Below are 21,226 nucleotides of genomic sequence, written 5' to 3'. Positions count from 1 at the left end.
GACGAGGCAAGGCTTCCCGACAGGGCGCTGGCGCTCTAAGCTGGCGAGCATGAAAAAAATTCTGCTGAACTGCGACATGGGTGAAAGTTTTGGCGTGTGGCACATGGGTGATGATGCCCATGCCATGCCGTTGGTTGATCAAGCCAACCTGGCCTGCGGCTTTCACGCATCCGACCCCCTGACCATGCAACGCACCGTCGCTCTGGCGTTGCAGCATGGGGTGAGCATCGGTGCGCACCCGGCGTACCCCGACTTGCAGGGTTTCGGTCGCCGGCATATGGCCTGCTCGCCGGAGGAGGTCAGTGCGCTGGTGCTGTATCAGCTCGGCGCGCTGGATGCCTTTTGTCGCGCGGCGGGCACTCAACTGGCCTACGTCAAACCGCATGGTGCGTTGTACAACGACCTGGTGCGGGACGATGCGCTGTTTAATGCTGTGCTTGAGGCCTGCGCCCGTTACCGCAAGGGCTTGCCGTTGATGGTATTGGCCTTGGCTGATAACAGCCGTGAGCGGCGCTTGGCCGATGCAGCCGCAGTGCCGCTGATATTCGAGGCCTTTGCTGATCGCGCTTACCTAGCCGATGGCCAGTTGGCGCCGCGGCGTTTAAGTGGCGCGGTGCACCATGATCCGCAGCGGATTCTTGAGCAGGCCCTGGCGATTGCCCGGGGTGAGGCGTTTGCTGATATCGATGGCAAGCCATTGCAACTGCGTGCTGACAGTCTCTGTGTGCATGGCGATAACGCCGATTCGCTGGCCGTACTGCGGCGTTTGCGGGCGATGCTGGAAGCCCTATGATCCGTCTGGAACCGGCAGGTGCCGAAGCGCTGCTGCTGGTGCTGGCCGAACAGCCGGATGGGCAATTACCGCTGCGTATCGCTTTGCTGGCTGCGCGTATCCGCGATGAGCTTGGGGAGCTGCTGACCGATCTGGTACCCGGTTGGACCAGCCTGCTGCTGCACTATGACCTGATGCGTACCGACCATCTGCAGCTGGCTGAGCGACTCAAACCGCTGCTGGAAACGTGGTTGGCTGAACCCTTTGCGGCGCAAGCCGGGCAGCTGCATGAAATCCCCATCTGCTATGACGGTGAAGACCTGGCTGACGTCGCCCGGCAGTGTCGGCTGAGTGTTGCCGAGGTGATCAAGTTGCATGCGGCGACGGAATACCGAGTCGGCGCGATTGGTTTTGCCCCAGGCTTCGCCTACCTCGGCGAGTTGGATGCTCGGCTGGCGTTGCCACGTCGCGCCACCCCGCGTATTTCCGTGCCGCCCGGTAGCTTGGCAATCGCCGAGCGACAAACGGCGATCTACCCGCAGAGCTCGCCCGGCGGCTGGCACCTGATCGGCCGCTGCCCCTGGTCGCTGTTCAACGCCGCGCAAACGCCGCCGTGTCCCTTGGTGTTGGCCGACCGGGTGCGCTTTCGTAGTATCAGTGAGCGCGAGTTTATCGGTGAGGGCGGCCAGCCATGAGCGGTCTGCGCGTGCTCAAACCCGGGCCGCAAAGTGTGCTGCAGGATGCTGGGCGGCGCGGTTGGCAACACCTCGGCGTGTCGCCGGCCGGGCCAATGGATTGGCAGGCGGCGGCCTGGGCTAATCACCTACTGAATAATCCCTGGGGCACGCCGCTGCTGGAAATCGCCCTGGGCGGCGTCGAGTTGCAGGCCGAGGTCGACACCTGGGTGGCGGTCTGTGGTGCCCAGGTGCCGCTGAGCCTGGATGGGCAGCCGCTGCCCCTGTGGACGCGACTGCCGCTGCGCAAAGGCCAGCAGCTGCGCTTAGGCTTTGCCCATAGCGGTCAGCGTGCGTATTTGGCGGTGGCCGGCGGTTTTCATGCAGAACCCGTGTTGGGCAGTGTCAGTGTGCAGCTACGCGAGGGGCAGGGGCGAGCCTTGCAGGCGGTGGATGTGTTGGCTTGTGGGCAGGCGCACTTTAGTCATGCGGCTAGCGTGCCCTGGCCCTATCTGCCGGATTACCGCAGCAAGCCCTTGTTGCGGGTGATTACCGGCGGCGATGCGGCAAGTTTTGCGCAGGAGCAACTGCATGACTTCTTTGCCCAAACCTGGCAGCTCAGCCCACACTCCGACCGCATGGGGGCGCGGCTGATCGGTGAGCCATTGCGCCCGCCAGAACGGCAGTGGTCATTGGGCGTTGGCCGTGGGGCGATTCAGGTGCCGCCAGATGGCCAGCCAATTATCTTGCAGGCCGATCACCAGACCATGGGCGGTTACCCGCTGTTGGGCTGGTTGCACCCGCTCGATCAAGGCCGTCTGGCGCAGTGCCCGGCGCACCACCCGCTGCGCTTCACCCCGGTCAGCATTGGCGACGCGCAGACGGAGCTGCGCGAGTTTTACCGATTCTTTCGACGGATATAGGCACTTTTGTAGGGTGAACCTGCCGTTAAAGGGTCTTGGCCATACGGCTGGCGAGCAACGCCCAGCCAAACAGCAGCAGGCAGATAATCAGCATCGGCCAGCCGCGCCAGTACAGATAAGGCGTGAGCCCCTGCATCGGTTGCACCTGGCCGTAGAGCACCGCCTGTTCGAACTGCGGCAGTTGCGTTGTGATCTGGCCTTGCGGGTCGATCAGCGCGGTGACGCCGTTGTTGGTCGCGCGGATCATCCAGCGGCCGGCTTCCAGGGCGCGCATCTGCGCCATCTGCAGGTGCTGCAGCGGGCCGATGGAGCGGCCAAACCAGGTGTCGTTGCTGATGGTCAGCAGCAGGTCGCTCTGCGCGGCCAGGCCGGCGGAAAACTCCGGGTAGACCACTTCGTAGCAGATAAACGCGGCAATCGGATGGCCCTTGGCCTGCAGCAGGCTCTGCTCGGCGGAGCCACGGGCGAAGTCGGACATCGGCAGGTCGAAGAAGGCGATCAGCCCGCGCAGCACTTCCTGAAGCGGCACGTATTCACCAAACGGCACCAGTTTCTGCTTGAGGTAATCGCCGCTGCCCTGGCCGACCACGCTGATGCCGTTGTAGTAGCGCTGTTCGCCGCGCTCGTTGCTCTGGCGTATCGGCACGCCGGTAATCAGCGCGGCATTCCGCTCATTGGCGAAGCGATTGATCATGCCCAGGTAGCCTTGGGCGCGGTCCTTGAGCACCGGGATGGCAGTTTCCGGCCAGACGATCAGATCAGTCGGCTTGGCGCTAAAGGTCATGTCGCGGTACAGCGCGAGCTGCGCGTTGAGCTGCTCGGGGTCCCATTTCATGTTCTGTTCGATATTGCCCTGCATGGCCGACACGCTCAGCGGCTCGCCCAGCGGCTGGGTCCAGGCGTGATTCTTGAGGGCGATACCGGAGATCCACGGGGCGATTAACAGCACAACGCCGATGGCGAGAAACGCCTTGCGCGAGCGCAGTTGCGCCAGGTTCACCAGCAGCGCGGCGCTTAGCGCCAGGGCAAAGGACAGCAGCCATACACCGCCCACCGGAGCCAGCCCGGCCAGTGGACCATCCAGCTGGCTGTAACCGGCATACAGCCAGGGGAAACCGGTGAGAAACCAGCTGCGGAAGGCTTCCTGCGCCAGCCACAGGGCGGCGAAGGCCAGGGCGTCAGCCAGCGGCGTTTCAACTCGGCGCAGCCAGCGCGTCCAGACCCAGGCACTTAGGGCGAACAGCAGGCCCAGCCCACCGACAAACAGCAGGGTCAGAAATACCGCCAGCGGCGGTGAGGCCGCACCGTAATCGTGGATGCTCACATACACCCAGCTGGTGCCGGCGGCGAACAGGCCAAAGCCATAACTCCAACCGCGCAGCGTCGCCTGGCGCGGCGTCAGGTCGCGCAGGCCGAGGTAGAACAAGGCAATCGAGAGGATGGCCAGCGGCCACAGATCAAAGGGCGCCAGCGCCAATGGCGTGATTGCGCCTGCGAGTAGGGCGATCAGGTTACCGGGCCAGCCAGGTCGAGTTATCCAGTGCATTGCATGCAGATCCTTGGATTGAGGTGGCGCAAAGGGTAAAGGGCAATAGGCGGCGAGGGAAGGTGGGGCGGTGCTGGGCCGGCTATGCGCAACGGCCACCGATTAGGGTGGCCGTTTAGAGGGATCAGTTATTGATCGGCGTCAGGCGTAGCAGGTGAATGCGGCGGCTGTCGGCGTTGAGAACGCGGAAGCGGAACTCGCCAATTTCGGTCACTTCATTACGCTTGGGCAGGTGGCCAAAGGCGCTCATCACCAGGCCGCCGACGGTGTCGAATTCGTCATCGGAGAACTCGGTATCGAAGGCTTCATTGAAGCTGTCGATCGGCGTCAGTGCCTTGACCAGGAAGTCGCCCGACGGCAACGGTTTAACGTAGCTGTCTTCCTCGACATCGTGCTCGTCCTCGATGTCACCGACGATTTGCTCGAGCACGTCCTCGATGGTCACCAGGCCGGCGACGCCGCCGTATTCATCAATCACCACAGCCATGTGGTTGTGGTTGGCGCGGAATTCACGCAGCAGCACATTCAGGCGCTTGGACTCGGGCACGAAGGTGGCCGGGCGCAGCAGGTCCTTGATATTGAAGTTGGGCTGTTCGCCCGAGAGGATCAGCGGCAGCAGATCCTTAGCCAGGAGGATACCGACCACATCGTCGAGGCTTTCACCCACCACTGGGTAGCGCGAGTGCGCCGCTTCAATGATCGAGGGCAGGAACTCTTTGGGTGTCTGGTTGGCCTTGATGCTCATCATCTGTGAGCGCGGCACCATAATGTCGCGAACTTGCAAGTCGGCGACCTGGATGGCGCCTTCGACAATGGCCAGTGCTTCACTGTCGAGTAGTTTGTTCTGATGCGCTTCGCGCAGGACTTCCAGCAGTTCCTTACGGTTTTTCGGCTCATGAGCAAACGCCTGGGTCAGTCGGTTAAACCAGGATGTCTGCTCGTTGCTCGATCGGTCTTCGCTCATGGTGGTTACTCAGGAACCTTCTGTGTTGTGTGTGGGTTCATCTTCATCGGCGTACGGGTCAGGGTGACCCAGTTCAGCCAGCAGTTCTCGTTCCAGCGCTTCCATCTCTTCGGCTTCCTCATCCTCGATGTGGTCATAGCCGAGCAGATGCAAGCAACCGTGGATCACCAGATGCGCCCAATGGGCTTCTGGGTTTTTGCCTTGTTCGACGGCCTCGCGTTCAACCACCGGCGCGCAAATAACCAGGTCACCGAGCAGCGGGATATCCAGAAATTCGTCCGGTACATCGGCTGGGAAGGACAGTACGTTGGTCGCGTAATCCTTCTGCCGCCAGGTGTGATTCAGTTCGCGGCCTTCGGCTTCATCGACCAAGCGAATGGTCAGCTCGGAGTCGGCGCTGCGCTGGCGCAGGGCAATCGCGCACCAGGCGCGAAACTGCTCCTCGGTCGGTAGGTTGCCAGCGTCGCTGGCAATTTGCAGGTCAAGCTCAATCATGCCGCTGCACCTTGGCGTCGAAAGGGGCCTGGCTGGCGTCGAACCGCTCGTAGGCTTCGACGATGCGCTGCACCAGCGGGTGGCGCACCACATCTTTAGGGTTGAAGTGGGTAAAGCTGATACCCGGCACGTCACGCAATACTTCAATCACGTGGGTCAGGCCGCTTTTGGTCCCGCGCGGCAGGTCGATCTGGGTGATGTCGCCCGTGATTACCGCCGTGGAGCCGAAGCCAATCCGGGTGAGGAACATTTTCATCTGTTCCAGGGTGGTGTTCTGGCTTTCGTCGAGGATGATAAAGCTGTTGCTCAGCGTGCGGCCGCGCATATAGGCCAGCGGCGCAACTTCAATCACCTGTTTCTCGATCAGCTTGGCAACCTGCTCGACGCCGAGCATTTCGTACAGCGCGTCATACAGGGGACGCAGGTAAGGGTCGATTTTCTGCGACAGGTCGCCGGGCAGGAAACCGAGTTTTTCGCCGGCTTCAACCGCTGGGCGCACCAGCAGGATGCGGCGGATCTGCTCACGCTCCAAGGCATCCACCGCACAGGCCACTGCCAGGTAGGTTTTACCGGTACCCGCTGGGCCGATGCCGAAGTTGATGTCGTGGTCGAGGATGGCTTTGACATAGCGCTGCTGATTGGCCCCGCGTGGGCGAATCATGCCTTTGCGGGTGCGCAGGGCGATGTTGGCTTCGACGACCGGGTTGCTCAGCTCTTCGACGCCAGACTCCTGCAGAAACAGGTGAACCATATCGGGCGACAGCTCGGTGCTTTGGGTTTCGCGGTACAGGCGACGCAACAACTGCTCGGCCGCGTTGGTCTGGCCGGCGCTGCCAACCAGTTCAAACTGGTTGCCGCGGTTGCGTAACTCAATGCCCAAACGCGCCTCGATGAGACGCAAGTGCTCATCAAATTGACCGCACAAGTTAGCGAAGCGGCGTGCCTCGAAGGGTTCAAGGATAAAACGGAGTGGTTCTATGGATGCGTTCAAGGTCGTGTGATGGCCGCCAGTCGGCTGGGGTAGTGAGCGGAGAATAGCGCTAGCGGCCGCGAGGGGGAAGCTCGGGCCGCTAAGGCTTTAGTTGCAGTCGGTTTCGTTGAGCAACGTGCCGCGCAGCGAGTTGGGCATGGCTTCGTCGATATACACATCGACAAACTGCCCGATCAGGCGCGGGTTGTCGCTGCGGAAGTTGACCACGCGATTGCTCTCGGTGCGGCCTTGGAGCCTACCGGGGTCTTTCTTTGAGTAATCATTGACCAGGATGCGCTGTACGGTGCCGGCCATGCGTCGGCTGTTCTCAAAGCCCTGCTGGGTGATGCGGTGCTGCAGCAGTGCCAGGCGTTGTTTTTTCAGCTCCAGCGGCGTGTCGTCGGGCAGATCAGCCGCCGGGGTGCCGGGGCGCGCGCTGTAGACGAAGGAGTAGCAGAAGTCGAAACCGACATCCTCGACCAGCTTCATGGTCTGCTCGAAGTCTTTCTCGGTTTCACCGGGGAAGCCAACGATAAAGTCCGAGCTGATCAGAATGTCCGGCACCGCCGCGCGCAGCTTGCGGATGCGCGACTTGTACTCCAGCGCAGTGTGGTTGCGCTTCATCGCCGCGAGAATGCGGTCGGAGCCCGATTGCACCGGCAGGTGCAGGTATTTCACCAGCTCAGGGATCTCGGCGTGGGCCTGGATCAGCGCATCGGAGAATTCCAGCGGATGGCTGGTGGTGTAGCGAATACGGTCGATGCCGTCGATGGCCGCCACGGCATACAGCAGTTCGGCAAAGTCGGCGATCTGGCCGTTCTGGGTTGCGCCGCGGTAGCCGTTGACGTTCTGCCCCAGCAGGGTGATTTCACGCACGCCGTGTTCGGCCAGGTGGATGATTTCACCGAGCACATCGGCCATCGGTCGGCTGACTTCTTCGCCACGGGTGTAGGGCACTACGCAGAAGGTGCAGTACTTGCTGCAGCCTTCCATCACCGACACATAGGCGCTGGGCCCATCGACGCGCGGTTCTGGCAGGCGGTCGAATTTCTCGATCTCGGGGAAGCTGATGTCGACCTGGGCGATCTTGGTCGTACGCGCGACGTCGATCATTTCCGGCAGGCGGTGCAGGGTTTGCGGGCCGAAGACCACGTCGACGTAGGGCGCGCGATCACGAATCGCCGCGCCTTCCTGGCTGGCCACGCAGCCGCCGACGCCGATTACCAGGTCGGGGTTGGCGATCTTCAGCTTTTGCCAGCGGCCAAGCTGTGAGAACACCTTGTCCTGGGCTTTTTCACGGATCGAGCAGGTGTTGAGCAGAATGATGTCGGCATCTGCCGCTTGCTCGGTGACTTCCAGGGCTTGATGTTCACCCAGCAGGTCGATCATGCGCGAGCTGTCGTACTCGTTCATCTGGCAACCGTGGGTTTCGATATAAAGCTTCTTGGTCATGCGCGCTCAACAAGAGTGATTCGACGAACCGCGCATTATAGAGGCCGAAGGCTCCGGTTCCTAGCATTGCCTGTCGGGTGGCTATGCTATGATCCGCGCCCTTTTGATCAACCTGTCGGTACGAACTGCATAACCATGAGCAAGCGCGAACCCATCTACAAGGTGATTTTCCTCAACCAGGGGCAGGTGTACGAAATGTATGCCAAGCAGATCTTTCAGAGCGATCTGTGGGGCTTTTTGGAAGTGGAGGAGTTCGTCTTCGGCGAACGCACTCAGGTGGTCGTCGACCCTAGCGAAGAAAAGCTCAAGGCGCAGTTTGACGGCGTGGTGCGCAGCTTTATCCCAATGCACGCGATCATCCGTATCGACGAAGTCGAGCGCCTGGGCACACCGAAAATTAGCGAGGCCAAGGGTGGCGGTAATGTTATGCCGTTCCCCATGCCGATGCCGGATAAGTAAGAGCCTGCATACGATCTGCTGCGCGTCGGCCCTGCGGCGTTAAAAACAGGCTCGGAATGCTCATGTACAAAAGTACACTCCGCTTCCTCGCCTGCTTGACCAGCCGTAGGCTGTTACTAACGTAGCGCCTTGCAGTGCTCTAGCTCGCGAGATCTTAAACAGCGTCTACGCGTGTTAGATGTGTTGAATCAGGGTAGCGGTGCGAACGGTGAGGTCAGGATGTCGGCGTTCTGCAACTCCAGCAGGTAGTTGCGGAAGATTTGCCCGAGCACCTGGCTGGCGATTTCCAGTTCATTGCGTGGCATTTGCGCGGCGATCAGGTCGGCGCTGTCCATGGCCTCGTCCGAGCCATTCACCGCCGCCATTTTCAGCACGATATAGGCCTGCACCGCATTCGCCGGCACGCCTTCGCCGCGGAAAAACATCATGCCCAAGTGGTATTGCGACTGCGCATGGCCTTGCAGTGAGGCCTGCTCAAACCACTGCAGCGCCTGGCTGAGGTCGCGTTCGACACGCTTACCGTTGTAGTAGAACTCGCCCAGCTCAAATTGCGCTTGCACGTCACCCTTGAGGGCGGCTTGTTGGCAGGCGTCGAGGGCGGACGGCAGTTCTTCGGCGGCAGTGTTGAGTGAGCAGCTGCCAAGCGCGGGGATCAGCAAGGAGTTACCGCCCGCAGAGGCGAGCAGTGGCAGTAGGAGCAGCAGGCAGCCCAGGGAGAGGGTGCGGCCGGTGCGTTTCATGAAAGTCCATTTACCTCGGGATACAAAACAGGCGTTCAGCCTGGCCACCGGAACGCGGCGGCCGTCACATTATGAAATAAGCAGTGGCGTACTTACAAAGTCTTTACCGGGTTTTCTTCCATGCTGCCCAGTTTTGCGCTGCCAGGCAGGCTCAGCAGCAGCCAGGCCAGCAACGGATACGCCGGCGTCAGCAGGGCGTGGAACAGATCAATTCGCCGCAATGAGCCGATAAAACCGTGAGTACCTACGGCTACCCCGGCCAGCAGAAACAGGCCTACGACCATGCCAGCCACCACTGGCGGCGCGCGCTTGGGCCACTGCACCGCGCCGGCGTAGGCAATTAGCAGTAAGGTCGCCAGATTAAGCAATAGGCGATAGTCCTCCAGCTGGTTGAGTTGCCGGAACAGTTCGAAGAAGGCGCACAGGCCAAGCAGGATGCGGCCCCAGTTGGCGCGGCTCCATTGCCAGCCCCGGCCCAGTGCTAACGCAGTGGCGCCAAGCAGTGGCAGGCCGAGAAAGCTGCTGGCTTGGCTCAACCACAGATGCGCCGCCTCTGCGCTGGGGTCGAAGCCAAAGCGAATGACTCCGGCCACGGCGGCGGCCGCCGGCAGCAGAAAACCCAGTAGCGCGCAGAACAGGGCCGGTTGATCGGCCTCGCCATAGTGCCTGCGGGCCTTGCCGATGGCGATGGCGCAGGCCAGGCAGGCCAGCGCCAGCACGCCATCTGACAGCGCGGTGCTGAGCTGCATCAGGCGTTCTTCAGCTCGGCGAAGGCGCGCTCGGCGGCGTCGAGGGTGATTTTAAGCTCGGCATCGCCATGGGCAATGGAGGTGAAACCTGCTTCGAAAGCACTCGGTGCCAGGTAAACGCTGCCGTCCAGCATCAGGTGGAAGAAGCGCTTGAAGCGCTCAGCGTCGCTGGCCATCACGTCGTCGAAGGTAACGATATCGTCGGCGCCGCTGAAATACAGGCCGAACATGCCGCCTGCCTGCGTAGTGACAAACGGGATGCCGGCTGCATCAGCGCGTTCTTGCAGGCCTTGCAGCATGCGGCTGGTGTAGTCAGTCAGTTCGGCGTGGAAGCCAGGGCGGTTGATCAGGCGCAGCGTGGTCAGGCCTGCGGCCATGGCCAATGGGTTACCCGACAGGGTGCCGGCCTGGTAGACCGGGCCGAGTGGTGCGATGCAATGCATGATCTTGCGCTTGCCGCCGAAGCAGCCAACTGGCATGCCGCCGCCGATGATCTTGCCGAAGGTGGTCAGGTCCGGGGTGACGCCGTAATACGCCTGAGCGCCGCCGAGGGCTACGCGGAAGCCAGTCATCACTTCATCAAAAATCAGCACCACACCGTGCTTGTCGCACTGCTCGCGCAAGCCTTGCAGGTAGCCCGGTGCCGGCGGCACGCAGTTCATGTTACCGGCCACCGGCTCGACGATGATGCACGCCACGCTGTCGCCGACTTCGCTAAGCATTTGCTCGACGGCGTTTATGTCGTTGAACGGTAGGGTCAGGGTGTGTTTGGCGAAATCCGCCGGCACGCCTGCCGAGCTGGGTACGCCCTGGGTCAGCAGGCCAGAGCCGGCTTTAACCAGCAGGCTGTCGGAGTGGCCGTGGTAGCAGCCTTCGAATTTGATGATGTTGTCGCGGCCGGTGTAACCACGGGCCAGGCGAATCGCGCTCATGGTCGCTTCGGTACCGGAGCTGACCATGCGCACCATTTCCATCGACGGCACCAGGCTGCACACCAGGTCGGCCATTTCAGTTTCCATGGCGGTCGGGGCGCCGTAGGACAGGCCGTGCTGCAGCTGGTTGCGCACCGCGTCGAGCACTTCAGGGTGGCTGTGGCCGAGGATCATCGGGCCCCAGGAGCCGACGTAATCGACATAGCGCTTGTCGTCTTCGTCGGTGACGTAGGCGCCTTCGGCGTGCTTGAAGAACAGTGGCGTGCCGCCGACGCTTTTAAAGGCGCGCACAGGCGAGTTGACGCCGCCGGGGATGTGCTTCTGAGCTGCATTGAATAGGGCTTCGGAACGGGACATGGCAGGGCCTCTCAAACTGGGATGCGGGGCGAGCCGTGTCGCCCCTGTGAACAATTAGTTATGGCCTGCCGTCCGTGGCGGCCAACCTTGGGACGTCGCTGTGCGACGTTAAAAACGGCTCCAGGCCATTAGCCAGGGTTGAACAGGGCGCTAAAGGCGTGGGCGCGGCGCTCGACGTCGGCGGCGGAGTCGGCCGCGAACAGGCCGTGAATGACCGCGACCATGCTCGCGCCGTGGGCAATCAGCGCGGGTGCGTTGTCCAGGGTCACGCCGCCAATGGCGACGATCGGCAGGTTGATCCGGCCTTTGCTGGCATCGAGCAGCGCCACGTCGGCGCTGGGCGCGCCCGGCTTGGTGTTGGAATTGAAAAAGCGGCCGAAGGCGACGTAGCTGGCCCCTTCTTTGGCCGCCGCTTCAGCCAGTTCAAGCTGCGCGTGGCAGGTGCCGCCGATAATCGCCTGGCGGCCGAGCAGGGCGCGCGCTACTGACAAGGAGCCATCGCTTTGCCCCAGGTGCAGACCTACGCCCAAGCGGGCCGCCAGTTCGGCGTCATCATTGATGATCAGCGCCGCGCCATAGCGGTTGCACAGCTCACGCAGGACCTCTGCTTCGCGCAAACGGCGGGCTTCATCGGTCGACTTGTCTCGGTACTGCAGCAGTTTTGCCCCGCCTTTGAGTGCGGCCTCGACGTAGGGCAGTAGGCGGCCTTCGAGGAGCTGGCTGTCGGTGATGGCATACAGGCCACGCAGTTTCATCAGGTGCGCTCCATCAGCAAAAATCTAAGGGCAAGCGGCGCGGAATGTACTGGCCATGCCCAGGTTGTTCGGCATCACGCAGAGTGCGCCAAGTGTAGTCGAGGGCAAACTCGACGGCGCTGACCAGCTCCTGGCCCAGCGCCAGGCGGCCGGCCAAAGTACTGGCCAGGGTGCAGCCCGAGCCGTGGTAGCTGCCGGGTAAACGCTGGCAGGTAAAGGTGTGGCGACTGCCATCACGCGAGTACAGGCGGTTGTGCACCTGATGCTCATCACCATGACCGCCGGTGATCAACAGGTGCTGGATATGCTGCAGGAGCCTGTCCGCGCACTCGTCGGCCGTACCGTCTGGCAGTTCGGCGAGGATGCGTGCTTCTGGAAGGTTTGGTGTGGCAATGGTCGACACGGCGAACAGGCGTTCGCGCATCGCGAAGCCCACTTCATCCTTGCCCAGGGCGCCGCCGCCGCCAGCGCGCAGCACGGGGTCGCAGACCAGCGGGATGCCGGGCAGGCGCTGCATGATTTCCAGTACGGTTTCGACCATTTCGACCGAGCCGAGCATGCCCAGCTTGACGGCTTCAACCGGCAGGTCGCTGATCACCGCATTGGCCTGGGCCAAGACCCAGTCGCGGTCGAGTACGCGGAAATCCATCACGTTGACGGTATCCTGCACGGTCAGCGCGGTCACGGTTGGGGCGGCGTGACAGCCTTGCGCGAGCAGGGCTTCGATATCGGCTTGCAGGCCGGCACCACCACTGGGGTCGTGACCAGACAGGCACAGCACTACGGGGCGAGAAGTAGGCATTTTCATGGTGCGCGAGCTTACCACCAAACCACGGCATAGAGACCCCAGCGCGTGATGAAAGCCTGCTAGCCGGACAATCTGTCGCGCGCCACCATGGCGCTGCAGTGAGGGTCAGCTTGGGGTCTAAAAACCTAAGCAGTTCAGGTTTTTCCTGGGGCTCCGGCACAAATGCCTATGGTAGAGTGCCGGCCTTATAAATAGATTGCTCCAAGGCGCTCCACAGCGTTGCGAGCCAATTCCGGCTGGGCGGCATGCACTACATCCTTCTGTGTTTCTTTATGTTGGTGCCAGGGTTGGCTGGGGCAGTGGTTTTTGATGAGCACACCCGCAGCCTGCCGCTCGGCAAGGTCATGTCGGTGTTTGAAGATGTGCGCGGCGATGCCAGCATCGAAGACATCACCTCGCCGGCGCTGCAGGCCAGCTTCCGTCAGCATGATAAAGAGGTGCTCAACGCCGGCTATTCCCGCTCGGTGTTCTGGTTACGTCTGGATCTTGAATACCGGCCACAGCAGGCGACTGGCGTGCAGCCCTGGTTTCTCGAGTTGTCTTACCCGCCCCTTGACCATGTGCAACTCTATCTGGCCGATGCGCAAGGCCATTACCAGCTGAGTCAGAACACCGGTGATGCGCTGCCGTTCTCCAGCCGTGAGATCAAGCAGCACAACTATGTGTTTGAGCTCAAATTAGCGCCGGCGCAGCCGCAAAGCGTTTACTTGCGCCTGGAAAGCCAGGGCTCGATTCAGGCCCCGCTAACCCTGTGGTCACCCAGCGCCTATCTGGAGGCGCAGCCGGCGCGTATCTATGTGCTGGGCATCATCTACGGCGTGCTGCTGGTGATGCTGATCTACAACCTGTTTATCTTCCTCAGCGTGCGTGACACCAGCTACTTCTATTACATCCTCTACATTGCTTCGTTCGGCTTTTATCAACTGTCGGTCAATGGTGCGGCCATTGAGTACCTCTGGCCGAACAGCCCGTGGTGGGCGAACGCCGCCACGCCGTTTCTGATTGGTGCTTCGGCGTTATTCGGCTGCCAGTTCTCCCGCAGCTTTTTGCATACCGGCGAACACAGCCCCTGGGTCGATCGTGCCCTGTTGTTGATGATGGCGTGTGGCGTTCTGGTGATGACCCTGTCGCTGACGGCCAGTTATGCGCTTTCGCTGCGCCTGGCCACCTACCTGGCGTTGGGCTTTACCGTGGTGATTTTCAGTGCCGGTGCTGTCGCCTGGATACGCGGCATGCGCGTCGCGCGGTACTTCATCATCGCCTGGAGCGCCTTCCTCGTCGGTGGAATGATTAACACCCTGATGGTGTTGGGTTACCTGCCCAATATGTTCCTCACCATGTATGCCAGTCAGATTGGCTCAGCGTTGGAGGTCGGCTTGCTGTCGCTGGCCCTGGCCGACCGCATCAACGCCATGAAGGAAGACCGCACGCAGATTCTCCGGGAGGCCGGCCTCAAGCTCGAAGCCTTCAACCAGGAATTGGCCCATAGCAACCGTTTAAAAGATGAGTTTCTCGCCACGGTCACCCATGAGTTGCGCACCCCCATGAACGGTGTGATCGGCTCGTTGGAGTTGATGCAGATGCTCGATCTCGACGGCGAGCTGGCGTCTTACCAGAAAACCGCCGCCAGCTCGGCGCGCGACATGATGCGCATGGTCAATGACATCCTCGCGCTGACTGAATTGCAGGCTGGGCGGCTGTACCCGCGGCGTGAGCCGTTTAGTCTGCGTGGTTTGTTCGATGGCGTGCGTGCGCAGTACGCGCCGCGTGCCGAAGAAAAGGGCCTGCGCTTTGTTCTTGAGCTCGACGACAGTCTGCCTGACACCCTGGAAGGCGACGCCAGCAAGCTGCTGCAGAGCCTCAACTGCCTGCTGGATAACGCCATCAAGTTCACTTCACACGGTGAGGTGTGTGTGCGGGTCTCGCGGGGGGGCATGGCGAGCGATAGCTTGCCGCTGCGTATTGAGATCAGCGATAGCGGGGTGGGCTTCATCGCACCGGCCGATGGCAAGCTGTATCAGCGCTTCCATCAGCTGGACGGCTCGATGACCCGTGAGCACGGCGGCCTGGGTATTGGTCTGGCGATTTGCCGGCAATTGGTTGACCTGCTTGGCGGCGATCTCAGCCATGAGTCCCAGCCAGGGCAGGGCAGTCGTTTTCGCCTGGATTTACCGTTGGCGCTGCCTGTGCAAATCAGTAACCCGGCAGCCGTCACCCTGCGCAGCAGTGGCCCGGCGCTGCGCGCGCCTGAGCAGTGCACGGTCTTGGTCGTTGAGGACAATGCAATCAACCAACTGGTCACCCGCGGCATGCTACTCAAGCTGGGTTATCAGGTGCGTACTGCCGACAACGGCGCTGAAGCCTTGGACGTGCTGCGTAACGAGACCGTCGACGCGGTGCTGCTGGATTGCCAAATGCCGGTGATGGACGGTTTCGCGACCTGTCGCGCCCTGCGCAACCTGCCTGGCTGTCAGCTGCTGCCGGTGCTGGCAATTACTGCCCACAGCCACAGCGGTGATCGCGAGCGTTGTTTGGCTGCTGGTATGAGCGACTACCTGGCTAAGCCGGTGAAGTTCGAGCAGCTGCGCACTTTGTTGCACGACTGGGTGCTCTGCCGCGAGGTTTGATCGAGGATCTGCTGCGCGTCGGCCCTACTGCGTTATAGCAGGCTGGGACGCGGCGTCTCGGAATGCTTATGTACAGCTCGTAAACTCGTATGCGAGCCCAGTCCGCTTGATTCGCTGCGCTCACCCTACGGGCCAGCCTATGGCTGTTACTCCTCTGCGCTGCGTTTCTCGCCTGCTTTGACCAGTCGAAGGCTGTTACTACGTAGCGCCTTGTATGGCTCTAGTTCGCGAGATCGTAAATTTATTATTGAGTTGTATGCGCCAGCGGCTGGCCGATACACCTTCTCTTGTGACCAGAATCGCCCTTTAGCCATGATCTGAATCCTGATTCACTTGAGCGACAGTGAATCAGGATTCAGATCATGGCCTATCGCACCACTGCACTTCGTCTCGACCGTGACCAGGCGCTGCGTGAGCGCATCATCAGCGCCGCCCTGCTGCGGGTTGCCGAGGGCGGCTTTGCGGCGCTGACCATGCAGGCGCTGGCCGAGGATGTCGGCATTGCCACTGGCAGCCTGTACCGCCACTTCAGCAGTAAAGGCAGCCTGGCCGCCGAGGTGTTTGCCGTGGCCAGCCAGCGCGAGGTTGATGCGTTGGCCGCCACCGTGCGTGGCCAAGGCAACCCGGCGGCGCGTTTAGCTGCTGGGCTTGAGCGCTTTGCGGCGCGTGCCTGGGACAGTCGCCAGTTGGCCTTTGCGTTGATTGCCGAACCGGTCGATGCGGAGGTCGACGAACAACGGCTGTTGTACCGCGAAGCCTATGCCGATCTATTCGTCGAGCTGCTCCAAGAGGGTACGGCGCAAGGGGTATTCCGCGTGCAGCAAATCGGCCTGGTTGCTGCCTGCCTGGTCGGCGCGATTGCTGAAGTCCTGGTCGGCCCCTTGTCGCCGCCGGCCCGCACTGCCCGCGAAGCCGGTTATCCCGCCCCTAGCCTGGCCGAAGTCAGCCAGACCTTGGTCACTTTTTGCTTACGCGCCGTAGGCGCCCGCTTGCCCGAAGAGGAGCCTCAGCTATGAATGCCAGCCAACATGCCGAAACCCATGAAGTGTTCAACCAGGTGCCGCCGCTGGATGGCGCCAATTTGTACCGCATGGACCTGCCGCTGCAGGAATGGACCCAGCGTTTCGGCGGTGGCTGGGCCGAGCAGCGTCTTGACGTTTACGGTGGCCTGGCGGGCGGCGAGTTGATGGCTGCGGGCTTTCTCGCCAATGAGCACAAGCCGGTGTTCAAAAGCCACGACCGCTATGGCCATCGCGTGGACCTGGTGGAGTTTCATCCGGCTTATCATCAGTTGATGAGCGCGGCTATCGAGCATGGTTTGCCGTCCATGCCCTGGACCGATCCGCGTGCCGGTGCTCAGGTGGCGCGCGCGGCCTTGAGTTACTTGCACAGCCAGGCCGAAGCCGGCAGCGGTTGCCCGTTGACCATGACCTTCGCCAGTGTGCCGGCCCTCAAGCTGCAAGCTGATGTCGCTGAGAAGTGGTTGCCGAAAATCCTCTCCACCCAATACGACCCGCGCAACCTGCCGATTGAGCAGAAAACCGGCGCGACCATCGGCATGGCCATGACCGAGAAACAGGGCGGCACCGATGTGCGCGCCAACACCACGCGGGCTTATGCGGTGGGGCTTGGCGGGCCAGGGCAGGCGTATGAGCTGGTTGGCCACAAGTGGTTCTGCTCGGCGCCAATGTGCGATGCCTTTCTCACCCTGGCTTACACCACTAAAGGGCTGACCTGCTTTCTGCTGCCGCGGCATCGCCCGGACGGCACGCGTAACGAGTTCTACATCCAGCGCCTGAAGAACAAACTGGGCAATTGGTCGAACGCCTCCAGCGAGGTCGAATTCCGTGGCGCACTGGCTTGGATGGTCGGCGAAGAAGGGCGCGGCGTGCCGACGATTATTGAGATGGTCGCGCTAACCCGCTTCGACTGCATGATCGGCTCCAGCGCCCTGATGCGTCAGGCGCTGACCCAGGCCGCGCATCACTGCGCCCATCGCCAGGTCGGCGGTCGCGTGCTCAGCGAGCAGCCGCTGATGCAGAACGTTCTGGCCGACCTGGCTCTGGAAAGTGAGGCGGCGCTGGCGTTAACCCTGCGCATGGGCAAAGCGCTGGACAATCCGCACGACGAACAGGAGGACAAGTTCGCCCGGCTGGTCACCGCCGTGGGCAAGTATTGGATCTGCAAGCGGGCGCCAGCGATGATCAACGAGGCCGCCGAATGCATGGGCGGTGCCGGTTACGTTGAAGACACCATTCTGCCGCGTCTGTACCGCGAAGCACCGGTTAACTCGACCTGGGAAGGCTCGGGCAATGTGCAGTGTTTAGATGTGCTGCGCGCGCTGTCCAAAGAGCCGGGCGTGCTCGATGCGCTGTTTGTCGAATTGGGCGATGGCCATGGTGATGCGCGTTTGAAAGCCCATATCAGCAAGCTGCAGGCGGACTTTCGCGACACCGCCGACATCCAGTATCGCGCCCGTCAACTCACGGAAGATGTAGCCCTGGCGCTGCAAGCCAAGTTGCTGCTGGAGGCCGGTCATGCCGCGGTATCCGATGCCTTTATCGCCAGCCGTCTGGGCGGCCAAGGTGGCCGGGTTTATGGCACGTTGCCGCGCGGTATTGATGTCGACGCTCTGATAGCGCGCGGTGCAGCGCATCTGCTTTAGGGCTTCGACCTCTCTAGCATGGGTGTTTGTGCGAATTGTGGGGTGCGCCTGAAACTTCAGTCGGGCCCTGCTTCGGGTTCTGTCATTTCTGCGTGCAGCCGGGTAAGGTGGCCGCCGATGGTTCCGCAGCGTGTTACGCGAGTGGATGAAAAGGGAACATGGTGGGTACAGCAACACGTACCGAAGCCATGGCTGCCCCCGCAACTGTAAACGGTGAGCGACGCCCATATGCCACTGGCCGCAAGGTTGGGAAGGCGGGTGAAGTATTAAGCCGTGAGCCAGGAGACCTGCCATCGACGCCGGGCACGATGCCCAATCCCTCAATCCAGATCATCGCGCGGTGGGCGCGGTACAGGAATCTCTATGCACATCGAACCCGAAGTTGTTACTGGCGCCAAACTCTTCCTCAGTTATGCCACCGCCGCAGGTGCCCTTGGCCTCACGGCCAAACTTGCCTTCGACAGCATCCGCAGTAACGGCGGCGTTGCCGCTCTGGCCTTGCGTAGCCTGCTGACCACTGCGTTGGTGTTCTGTTTCTTCGAAGTCTTCCCGCATCAGGCGGTGGGCGTTTCCGAGGTGCACCTGATCCTCGGCTCGACCCTGTTGCTGCTGTTCGGCGCGGGTGCAACGGCTGTCGGTCTGTCGCTTGGTCTGCTGCTGCAGGGTCTGCTGTTCGCGCAGTTTGACCTGCCGCAATACGGCATGAACGTCACGACCTTGCTGCTGCCATTATTCGGCATCCACCTGCTGGCCAAGCGCATCATCGCGCCGGGCACCGCCTATGTGGACCTCTCCTACAAGCAGGCCCTGGCACTGTCGACGGCCTATCAGGGTGGCATCGTTGCCTGGGTGGCTTTCTGGGCGGTCTATGGCAACGGTTTCTCCGGCGAGAACCTGGTGGCAGTAGGCAGCTTCGGTCTGGCCTATATGAGCGTGATCCTGATCGAGCCACTGGTCGACCTTGGCGTGCTGGCCGCTGCCAAGGCGTTCTCTGGTTATAGCCGCGCTCCGCTGTTCAATACACGCCTGCACCAGCCAGCCTGATCAGTCCCTGCCAGCTTGCTGGAGTTGCGCTTCAGTGGCCCGGACGGGCTGCTGATGCGCAGCTTAGCCCTAGGCTGAACAGTGATCGCCTGCCAGTTAAGGCTGCCTTGGAGTGTGGTAAAACGCGCCGCGCGGCTTAATACCTGGCGCAGTTGCTGCGCGTTGGCGGTGCTGGTTGCTTGGTTTGCCCCATGGGTATGCCGGGCACGTGACCCGCTGGCGCGCTGCCCCCATAACCGCTGCTCAAGAACTTGCAGGCGCTGCTCAAGTAGCCTGCCTGCGCAGGCAACGCCGCGCTATCGCCCGTGCCGCGTATCAGGGCAAGATAGAGCCATTCTGTTCAGCCAGGAAGGTGCCTTGTGAACCCTTGTTCCGATGACTTTATTGTTGCCAATACCGCTGAAGAGGCGGTGGATCGACTGGCCGCCCTGCATCTGCACGCGACTAGTGGCTTGAGTGCGGCGCTTAAGCGCTACTTGAAAGAGCGCATCAAGCCCGACGCCGCTGAGCAGTGCCAGTTCCGTTATCCCGAGTTGCGCCTGACCTACCTCTGTCAGGGCGAGGCGCCGACCACGGTGCGCGCCTATGCCAAGGTGCAGGTGCCCGGCACCTACAGCGTCACCGTGACTCATCCGGCGGCGTTCCGTAAGTACCTGCTGGAGCAGTTGTGCCCGCTGATGAATGACTTCACCGTGAAGGTCGAGGTGGGCGTCAGCCAGCAGAATATTCCTTACCCTTATGTGGTGGAGCAGGGCGATGAGCTGGCCGGCTCCGGGGTGACGGCAGCCGAGTTGGCGCGGGTATTTCCCAGTACCGACTTGTCTGCGGCCACCGATGGCACCGCCGACGGTTTGTATGACTGGGAAAACACCGACCCGCTGCCGCTGGCGCTGTTCGATGCTGCGCGGGTGGACTTCTCTCTGCGTCGTCTGGTGCATTACACCGGCAGCGACTGGCGCCATGTACAGCCGTGGATTCTGCTGACCAACTACCACCGCTATGTTGACCAATTTATCCGCCATGGTCTGGACATGCTGGTCGGTGAGTCGCGGTTCACCCGTATGGTGCTGCCGGGCAATGTGGTGATCCAGCGCGGCATGGCCGAAGGCGAAATGCAGGCGATTATCGAGAATGTCATCTGGCACCGTTACCAGATGCCGGCCTATCACCTGCAGGCGGATGATGGTCACGGCATCACCCTGGTCAATATCGGCGTCGGGCCCTCCAACGCGAAGAACATCACCGATCACCTAGCCGTGCTGCGTCCGCATTGTTGGCTGATGATCGGCCACTGCGGCGGGCTGCGGCAGTCGCAAACCATCGGCGATTACGTGCTGGCTCACGCCTACATGCGCCGCGACGGCATTCTCGACCGCGTATTGCCGCCGCATATTCCCCTGCCGGCCCTGGCCGAAGTGCAGCAGGCATTGCAGGCGGCGGCGCGACAGGTGACGGGTGAAGAGGGTGATGAATTGAGGAAGCGCCTGCGCACCGGCACCGTGCTGACCTACGACGACCGTAACTGGGAGTTGCGCTGGGCGCAGGAACGGCCGCTGATCAACCTGTCGCGCGCCGTGGCAGTGGACATGGAAAGCGGCACCGTCGCCGCGCAAGGCTATCGCCTGCGGGTGCCCTACGGCACCTTGCTGTGTGTCTCGGATAAACCGCTGCACAGCGAGATCAAGTTGCCGGGCGCGGCCGGGGCGTTCTACGAGCGCGCGGTGACCCAGCACCTGCACATCGGTATCACCGCCCTGGACCTGCTGCGTAACCAGCTCAACTCGCTGCACTCGCGCAAGCTGCGCAGCTTTGATGAGCCGCCGTTTCGTTGATGCAACAGGCGTCAGCTCAGGCGTAGATGAAAAATCGGGAAGGGCCGCCCGCCGTCATCCAGCGGTGAGCGGCGGTCCACCACGAAGCCCTGACTCAGGTAGAACCCCAGTGCTTTGGGGTTCTGTTCGTTGACGTCCACTTGCGTCGCGCTCAGATGCGTCACTGCATGCTTGAGCAGTGCGCGACCAACGCCTGTGCCGTGGCTCAGTGGGTCGACGAAAAGCATTTCTACCTTGCCCTCGGCATAGCCGAGAAACCCGCTGATATTGCCATCCTCGCCACGGATGCAGCTGAGCTGAACCTGAGGGAAGTACTGCCCAATCAGTAAGGGTTTGAGCAGCTGAATGTCGTGCTCTTCGAGAAAGTCATGGGTGGCGCGTACGGCGGCTTCCCATACCTCAAGCAGGCGCGGGAAGTCGGTGGTACTGGGTGTTTCGATCGGGTACGGCATGGGGGCTCAT

The 21,226-nt window shown here is 61.7% G+C and carries 20 protein-coding genes and 1 riboswitch; of the genes, 9 read left to right on the top strand and 11 right to left on the bottom strand.

Going from position 1 to position 21,226, the window contains the following annotated elements; all coding sequences use genetic code 11:
* The first annotated feature begins 49 nt into the window (after positions 1 to 49).
* Genes N1078_RS07395 through N1078_RS07385 form a run of 3 tightly spaced genes read left to right on the top strand, consistent with a single transcriptional unit; the run spans position 50 to position 2,369 of the window.
* On the top strand, positions 50 to 793 hold the full coding sequence (locus N1078_RS07395) for a 5-oxoprolinase subunit PxpA (RefSeq protein ID WP_274087559.1): 744 nt from the start codon (positions 50 to 52) through the stop codon (positions 791 to 793).
* Positions 790 to 1,467 (top strand): 5-oxoprolinase subunit PxpB, encoded by a 678-nt coding sequence (gene pxpB / locus N1078_RS07390; protein WP_274087558.1) that lies wholly within the window; start codon positions 790 to 792, stop codon positions 1,465 to 1,467. Before N1078_RS07395 ends, pxpB begins: the two co-directional genes overlap by 4 nt.
* On the top strand, positions 1,464 to 2,369 hold the full coding sequence (locus N1078_RS07385; RefSeq protein WP_274087557.1) for a biotin-dependent carboxyltransferase family protein: 906 nt from the start codon (positions 1,464 to 1,466) through the stop codon (positions 2,367 to 2,369). The genes pxpB and N1078_RS07385 overlap by 4 nt, the downstream gene beginning before the upstream one ends.
* A gap of 25 nt (positions 2,370 to 2,394) precedes the next feature.
* Here N1078_RS07385 and lnt read toward each other — a convergent pair whose 3' ends face one another.
* The 5 genes from lnt to miaB all read right to left on the bottom strand — a co-directional run bounded on the left by lnt (position 2,395) and on the right by miaB (position 7,796).
* The gene (gene lnt, locus N1078_RS07380) at positions 2,395 to 3,915 is read right to left on the bottom strand and encodes an apolipoprotein N-acyltransferase (protein WP_274087556.1); all 1,521 of its coding nucleotides are present in this window, start codon (positions 3,913 to 3,915) and stop codon (positions 2,395 to 2,397) included.
* A gap of 124 nt (positions 3,916 to 4,039) precedes the next feature.
* Positions 4,040 to 4,879 carry an HlyC/CorC family transporter gene (locus N1078_RS07375; RefSeq protein WP_274087555.1) on the bottom strand — a complete coding sequence of 280 codons (840 nt, stop codon included), beginning with the start codon at positions 4,877 to 4,879 and terminating at the stop codon, positions 4,040 to 4,042.
* A 9-nt stretch (positions 4,880 to 4,888) separates the two neighbouring features.
* A complete protein-coding gene (ybeY, locus tag N1078_RS07370; protein WP_274087554.1) occupies positions 4,889 to 5,374 on the bottom strand; it encodes an rRNA maturation RNase YbeY in 486 nt (161 codons plus the stop codon).
* The gene (locus N1078_RS07365) at positions 5,367 to 6,365 is read right to left on the bottom strand and encodes a PhoH family protein (protein ID WP_274087553.1); all 999 of its coding nucleotides are present in this window, start codon (positions 6,363 to 6,365) and stop codon (positions 5,367 to 5,369) included. Before N1078_RS07365 ends, ybeY begins: the two co-directional genes overlap by 8 nt.
* 87 nt (positions 6,366 to 6,452) lie before the next feature.
* Positions 6,453 to 7,796 (bottom strand): tRNA (N6-isopentenyl adenosine(37)-C2)-methylthiotransferase MiaB, encoded by a 1,344-nt coding sequence (gene miaB / locus N1078_RS07360; protein WP_274087552.1) that lies wholly within the window; start codon positions 7,794 to 7,796, stop codon positions 6,453 to 6,455.
* Between the two features lie 135 nt (positions 7,797 to 7,931).
* Here miaB and N1078_RS07355 point away from each other — a divergent pair, with 135 nt between their 5' ends.
* Positions 7,932 to 8,255 (top strand): DUF1820 family protein, encoded by a 324-nt coding sequence (locus N1078_RS07355; protein ID WP_090249225.1) that lies wholly within the window; start codon positions 7,932 to 7,934, stop codon positions 8,253 to 8,255.
* Positions 8,256 to 8,443: 188 nt separating this feature from the next.
* Here N1078_RS07355 and N1078_RS07350 read toward each other — a convergent pair whose 3' ends face one another.
* The 5 genes from N1078_RS07350 to N1078_RS07330 all read right to left on the bottom strand — a co-directional run bounded on the left by N1078_RS07350 (position 8,444) and on the right by N1078_RS07330 (position 12,596).
* Positions 8,444 to 8,995 carry a tetratricopeptide repeat protein gene (locus N1078_RS07350; protein ID WP_274087551.1) on the bottom strand — a complete coding sequence of 184 codons (552 nt, stop codon included), beginning with the start codon at positions 8,993 to 8,995 and terminating at the stop codon, positions 8,444 to 8,446.
* Positions 8,996 to 9,087: 92 nt separating this feature from the next.
* Positions 9,088 to 9,744: a DUF6962 family protein gene (locus N1078_RS07345; RefSeq protein WP_274087550.1), complete on the bottom strand. Its 657-nt coding sequence runs from the start codon at positions 9,742 to 9,744 to the stop codon at positions 9,088 to 9,090.
* The gene (hemL, locus tag N1078_RS07340; RefSeq protein WP_274087549.1) at positions 9,744 to 11,033 is read right to left on the bottom strand and encodes a glutamate-1-semialdehyde 2,1-aminomutase; all 1,290 of its coding nucleotides are present in this window, start codon (positions 11,031 to 11,033) and stop codon (positions 9,744 to 9,746) included. Before hemL ends, N1078_RS07345 begins: the two co-directional genes overlap by 1 nt.
* A gap of 128 nt (positions 11,034 to 11,161) precedes the next feature.
* Positions 11,162 to 11,788 (bottom strand): thiamine phosphate synthase, encoded by a 627-nt coding sequence (thiE, locus tag N1078_RS07335; protein WP_274087548.1) that lies wholly within the window; start codon positions 11,786 to 11,788, stop codon positions 11,162 to 11,164.
* A 13-nt stretch (positions 11,789 to 11,801) separates the two neighbouring features.
* Positions 11,802 to 12,596 carry a hydroxymethylpyrimidine/phosphomethylpyrimidine kinase gene (locus N1078_RS07330; protein ID WP_274087547.1) on the bottom strand — a complete coding sequence of 265 codons (795 nt, stop codon included), beginning with the start codon at positions 12,594 to 12,596 and terminating at the stop codon, positions 11,802 to 11,804.
* A gap of 245 nt (positions 12,597 to 12,841) precedes the next feature.
* Between N1078_RS07330 and N1078_RS07325 the strand changes: the two genes are divergently transcribed.
* The 5 genes from N1078_RS07325 (at position 12,842) to amn (ending at position 20,764) form a co-directional block, all read left to right on the top strand.
* Entirely contained in the window at positions 12,842 to 15,223 is a 2,382-nt protein-coding gene (locus N1078_RS07325; protein ID WP_274087546.1) for a hybrid sensor histidine kinase/response regulator, read from the top strand.
* A gap of 362 nt (positions 15,224 to 15,585) precedes the next feature.
* Positions 15,586 to 16,239: a TetR/AcrR family transcriptional regulator gene (locus N1078_RS07320; protein ID WP_274087545.1), complete on the top strand. Its 654-nt coding sequence runs from the start codon at positions 15,586 to 15,588 to the stop codon at positions 16,237 to 16,239.
* Positions 16,236 to 17,888, top strand: a complete 1,653-nt coding sequence (locus N1078_RS07315; RefSeq protein WP_274087544.1) for an acyl-CoA dehydrogenase family protein — start codon at positions 16,236 to 16,238, stop codon at positions 17,886 to 17,888. The genes N1078_RS07320 and N1078_RS07315 overlap by 4 nt, the downstream gene beginning before the upstream one ends.
* A 101-nt stretch (positions 17,889 to 17,989) precedes the next feature.
* Positions 17,990 to 18,197: riboswitch (cobalamin riboswitch) on the top strand.
* Positions 18,198 to 18,251: 54 nt separating this feature from the next.
* Entirely contained in the window at positions 18,252 to 18,932 is a 681-nt protein-coding gene (locus N1078_RS07310) for an energy-coupling factor ABC transporter permease (protein ID WP_274087543.1), read from the top strand.
* Between the two features lie 359 nt (positions 18,933 to 19,291).
* Positions 19,292 to 20,764: an AMP nucleosidase gene (gene amn / locus N1078_RS07305; RefSeq protein ID WP_274087542.1), complete on the top strand. Its 1,473-nt coding sequence runs from the start codon at positions 19,292 to 19,294 to the stop codon at positions 20,762 to 20,764.
* A gap of 11 nt (positions 20,765 to 20,775) precedes the next feature.
* Here the strand turns inward: amn and N1078_RS07300 are convergent, their stop codons facing one another.
* Positions 20,776 to 21,216: a GNAT family N-acetyltransferase gene (locus tag N1078_RS07300; RefSeq protein ID WP_274087541.1), complete on the bottom strand. Its 441-nt coding sequence runs from the start codon at positions 21,214 to 21,216 to the stop codon at positions 20,776 to 20,778.
* Positions 21,217 to 21,226: the final 10 nt, after the last annotated feature.

Origin of the sequence: Pseudomonas sp. MIL19 (assembly GCF_028680365.1) — a bacterium.
Classification (GTDB): domain Bacteria; phylum Pseudomonadota; class Gammaproteobacteria; order Pseudomonadales; family Pseudomonadaceae; genus Aquipseudomonas; species Aquipseudomonas spirodelae.
The sequence above is the reverse complement of the archived record's forward strand: the minus strand, read 5'-3'. Positions and strand labels throughout refer to the sequence as shown.

What these genes read in the sequence shown, in the direction of transcription:
- N1078_RS07320 (WP_274087545.1), top strand. Translation starts at nt 15,586, where the DNA reads ATGGCCTATCGCACCACTGCACTTCGTCTCGACCGTGACCAGGCGCTG.
- N1078_RS07395 (WP_274087559.1), top strand. Translation starts at nt 50, where the DNA reads ATGAAAAAAATTCTGCTGAACTGCGACATGGGTGAAAGTTTTGGCGTG.
- N1078_RS07325 (WP_274087546.1), top strand. Translation starts at nt 12,842, where the DNA reads ATGCACTACATCCTTCTGTGTTTCTTTATGTTGGTGCCAGGGTTGGCT.
- hemL (WP_274087549.1), bottom strand. Translation starts at nt 11,033, where the DNA reads ATGTCCCGTTCCGAAGCCCTATTCAATGCAGCTCAGAAGCACATCCCC.
- pxpB (WP_274087558.1), top strand. Translation starts at nt 790, where the DNA reads ATGATCCGTCTGGAACCGGCAGGTGCCGAAGCGCTGCTGCTGGTGCTG.
- N1078_RS07315 (WP_274087544.1), top strand. Translation starts at nt 16,236, where the DNA reads ATGAATGCCAGCCAACATGCCGAAACCCATGAAGTGTTCAACCAGGTG.
- N1078_RS07300 (WP_274087541.1), bottom strand. Translation starts at nt 21,216, where the DNA reads ATGCCGTACCCGATCGAAACACCCAGTACCACCGACTTCCCGCGCCTG.
- N1078_RS07330 (WP_274087547.1), bottom strand. Translation starts at nt 12,596, where the DNA reads ATGAAAATGCCTACTTCTCGCCCCGTAGTGCTGTGCCTGTCTGGTCAC.
- thiE (WP_274087548.1), bottom strand. Translation starts at nt 11,788, where the DNA reads ATGAAACTGCGTGGCCTGTATGCCATCACCGACAGCCAGCTCCTCGAA.
- N1078_RS07345 (WP_274087550.1), bottom strand. Translation starts at nt 9,744, where the DNA reads ATGCAGCTCAGCACCGCGCTGTCAGATGGCGTGCTGGCGCTGGCCTGC.
- ybeY (WP_274087554.1), bottom strand. Translation starts at nt 5,374, where the DNA reads ATGATTGAGCTTGACCTGCAAATTGCCAGCGACGCTGGCAACCTACCG.
- N1078_RS07355 (WP_090249225.1), top strand. Translation starts at nt 7,932, where the DNA reads ATGAGCAAGCGCGAACCCATCTACAAGGTGATTTTCCTCAACCAGGGG.
- N1078_RS07385 (WP_274087557.1), top strand. Translation starts at nt 1,464, where the DNA reads ATGAGCGGTCTGCGCGTGCTCAAACCCGGGCCGCAAAGTGTGCTGCAG.
- lnt (WP_274087556.1), bottom strand. Translation starts at nt 3,915, where the DNA reads ATGCACTGGATAACTCGACCTGGCTGGCCCGGTAACCTGATCGCCCTA.
- N1078_RS07310 (WP_274087543.1), top strand. Translation starts at nt 18,252, where the DNA reads ATGCACATCGAACCCGAAGTTGTTACTGGCGCCAAACTCTTCCTCAGT.
- miaB (WP_274087552.1), bottom strand. Translation starts at nt 7,796, where the DNA reads ATGACCAAGAAGCTTTATATCGAAACCCACGGTTGCCAGATGAACGAG.
- N1078_RS07350 (WP_274087551.1), bottom strand. Translation starts at nt 8,995, where the DNA reads ATGAAACGCACCGGCCGCACCCTCTCCCTGGGCTGCCTGCTGCTCCTA.
- N1078_RS07375 (WP_274087555.1), bottom strand. Translation starts at nt 4,879, where the DNA reads ATGAGCGAAGACCGATCGAGCAACGAGCAGACATCCTGGTTTAACCGA.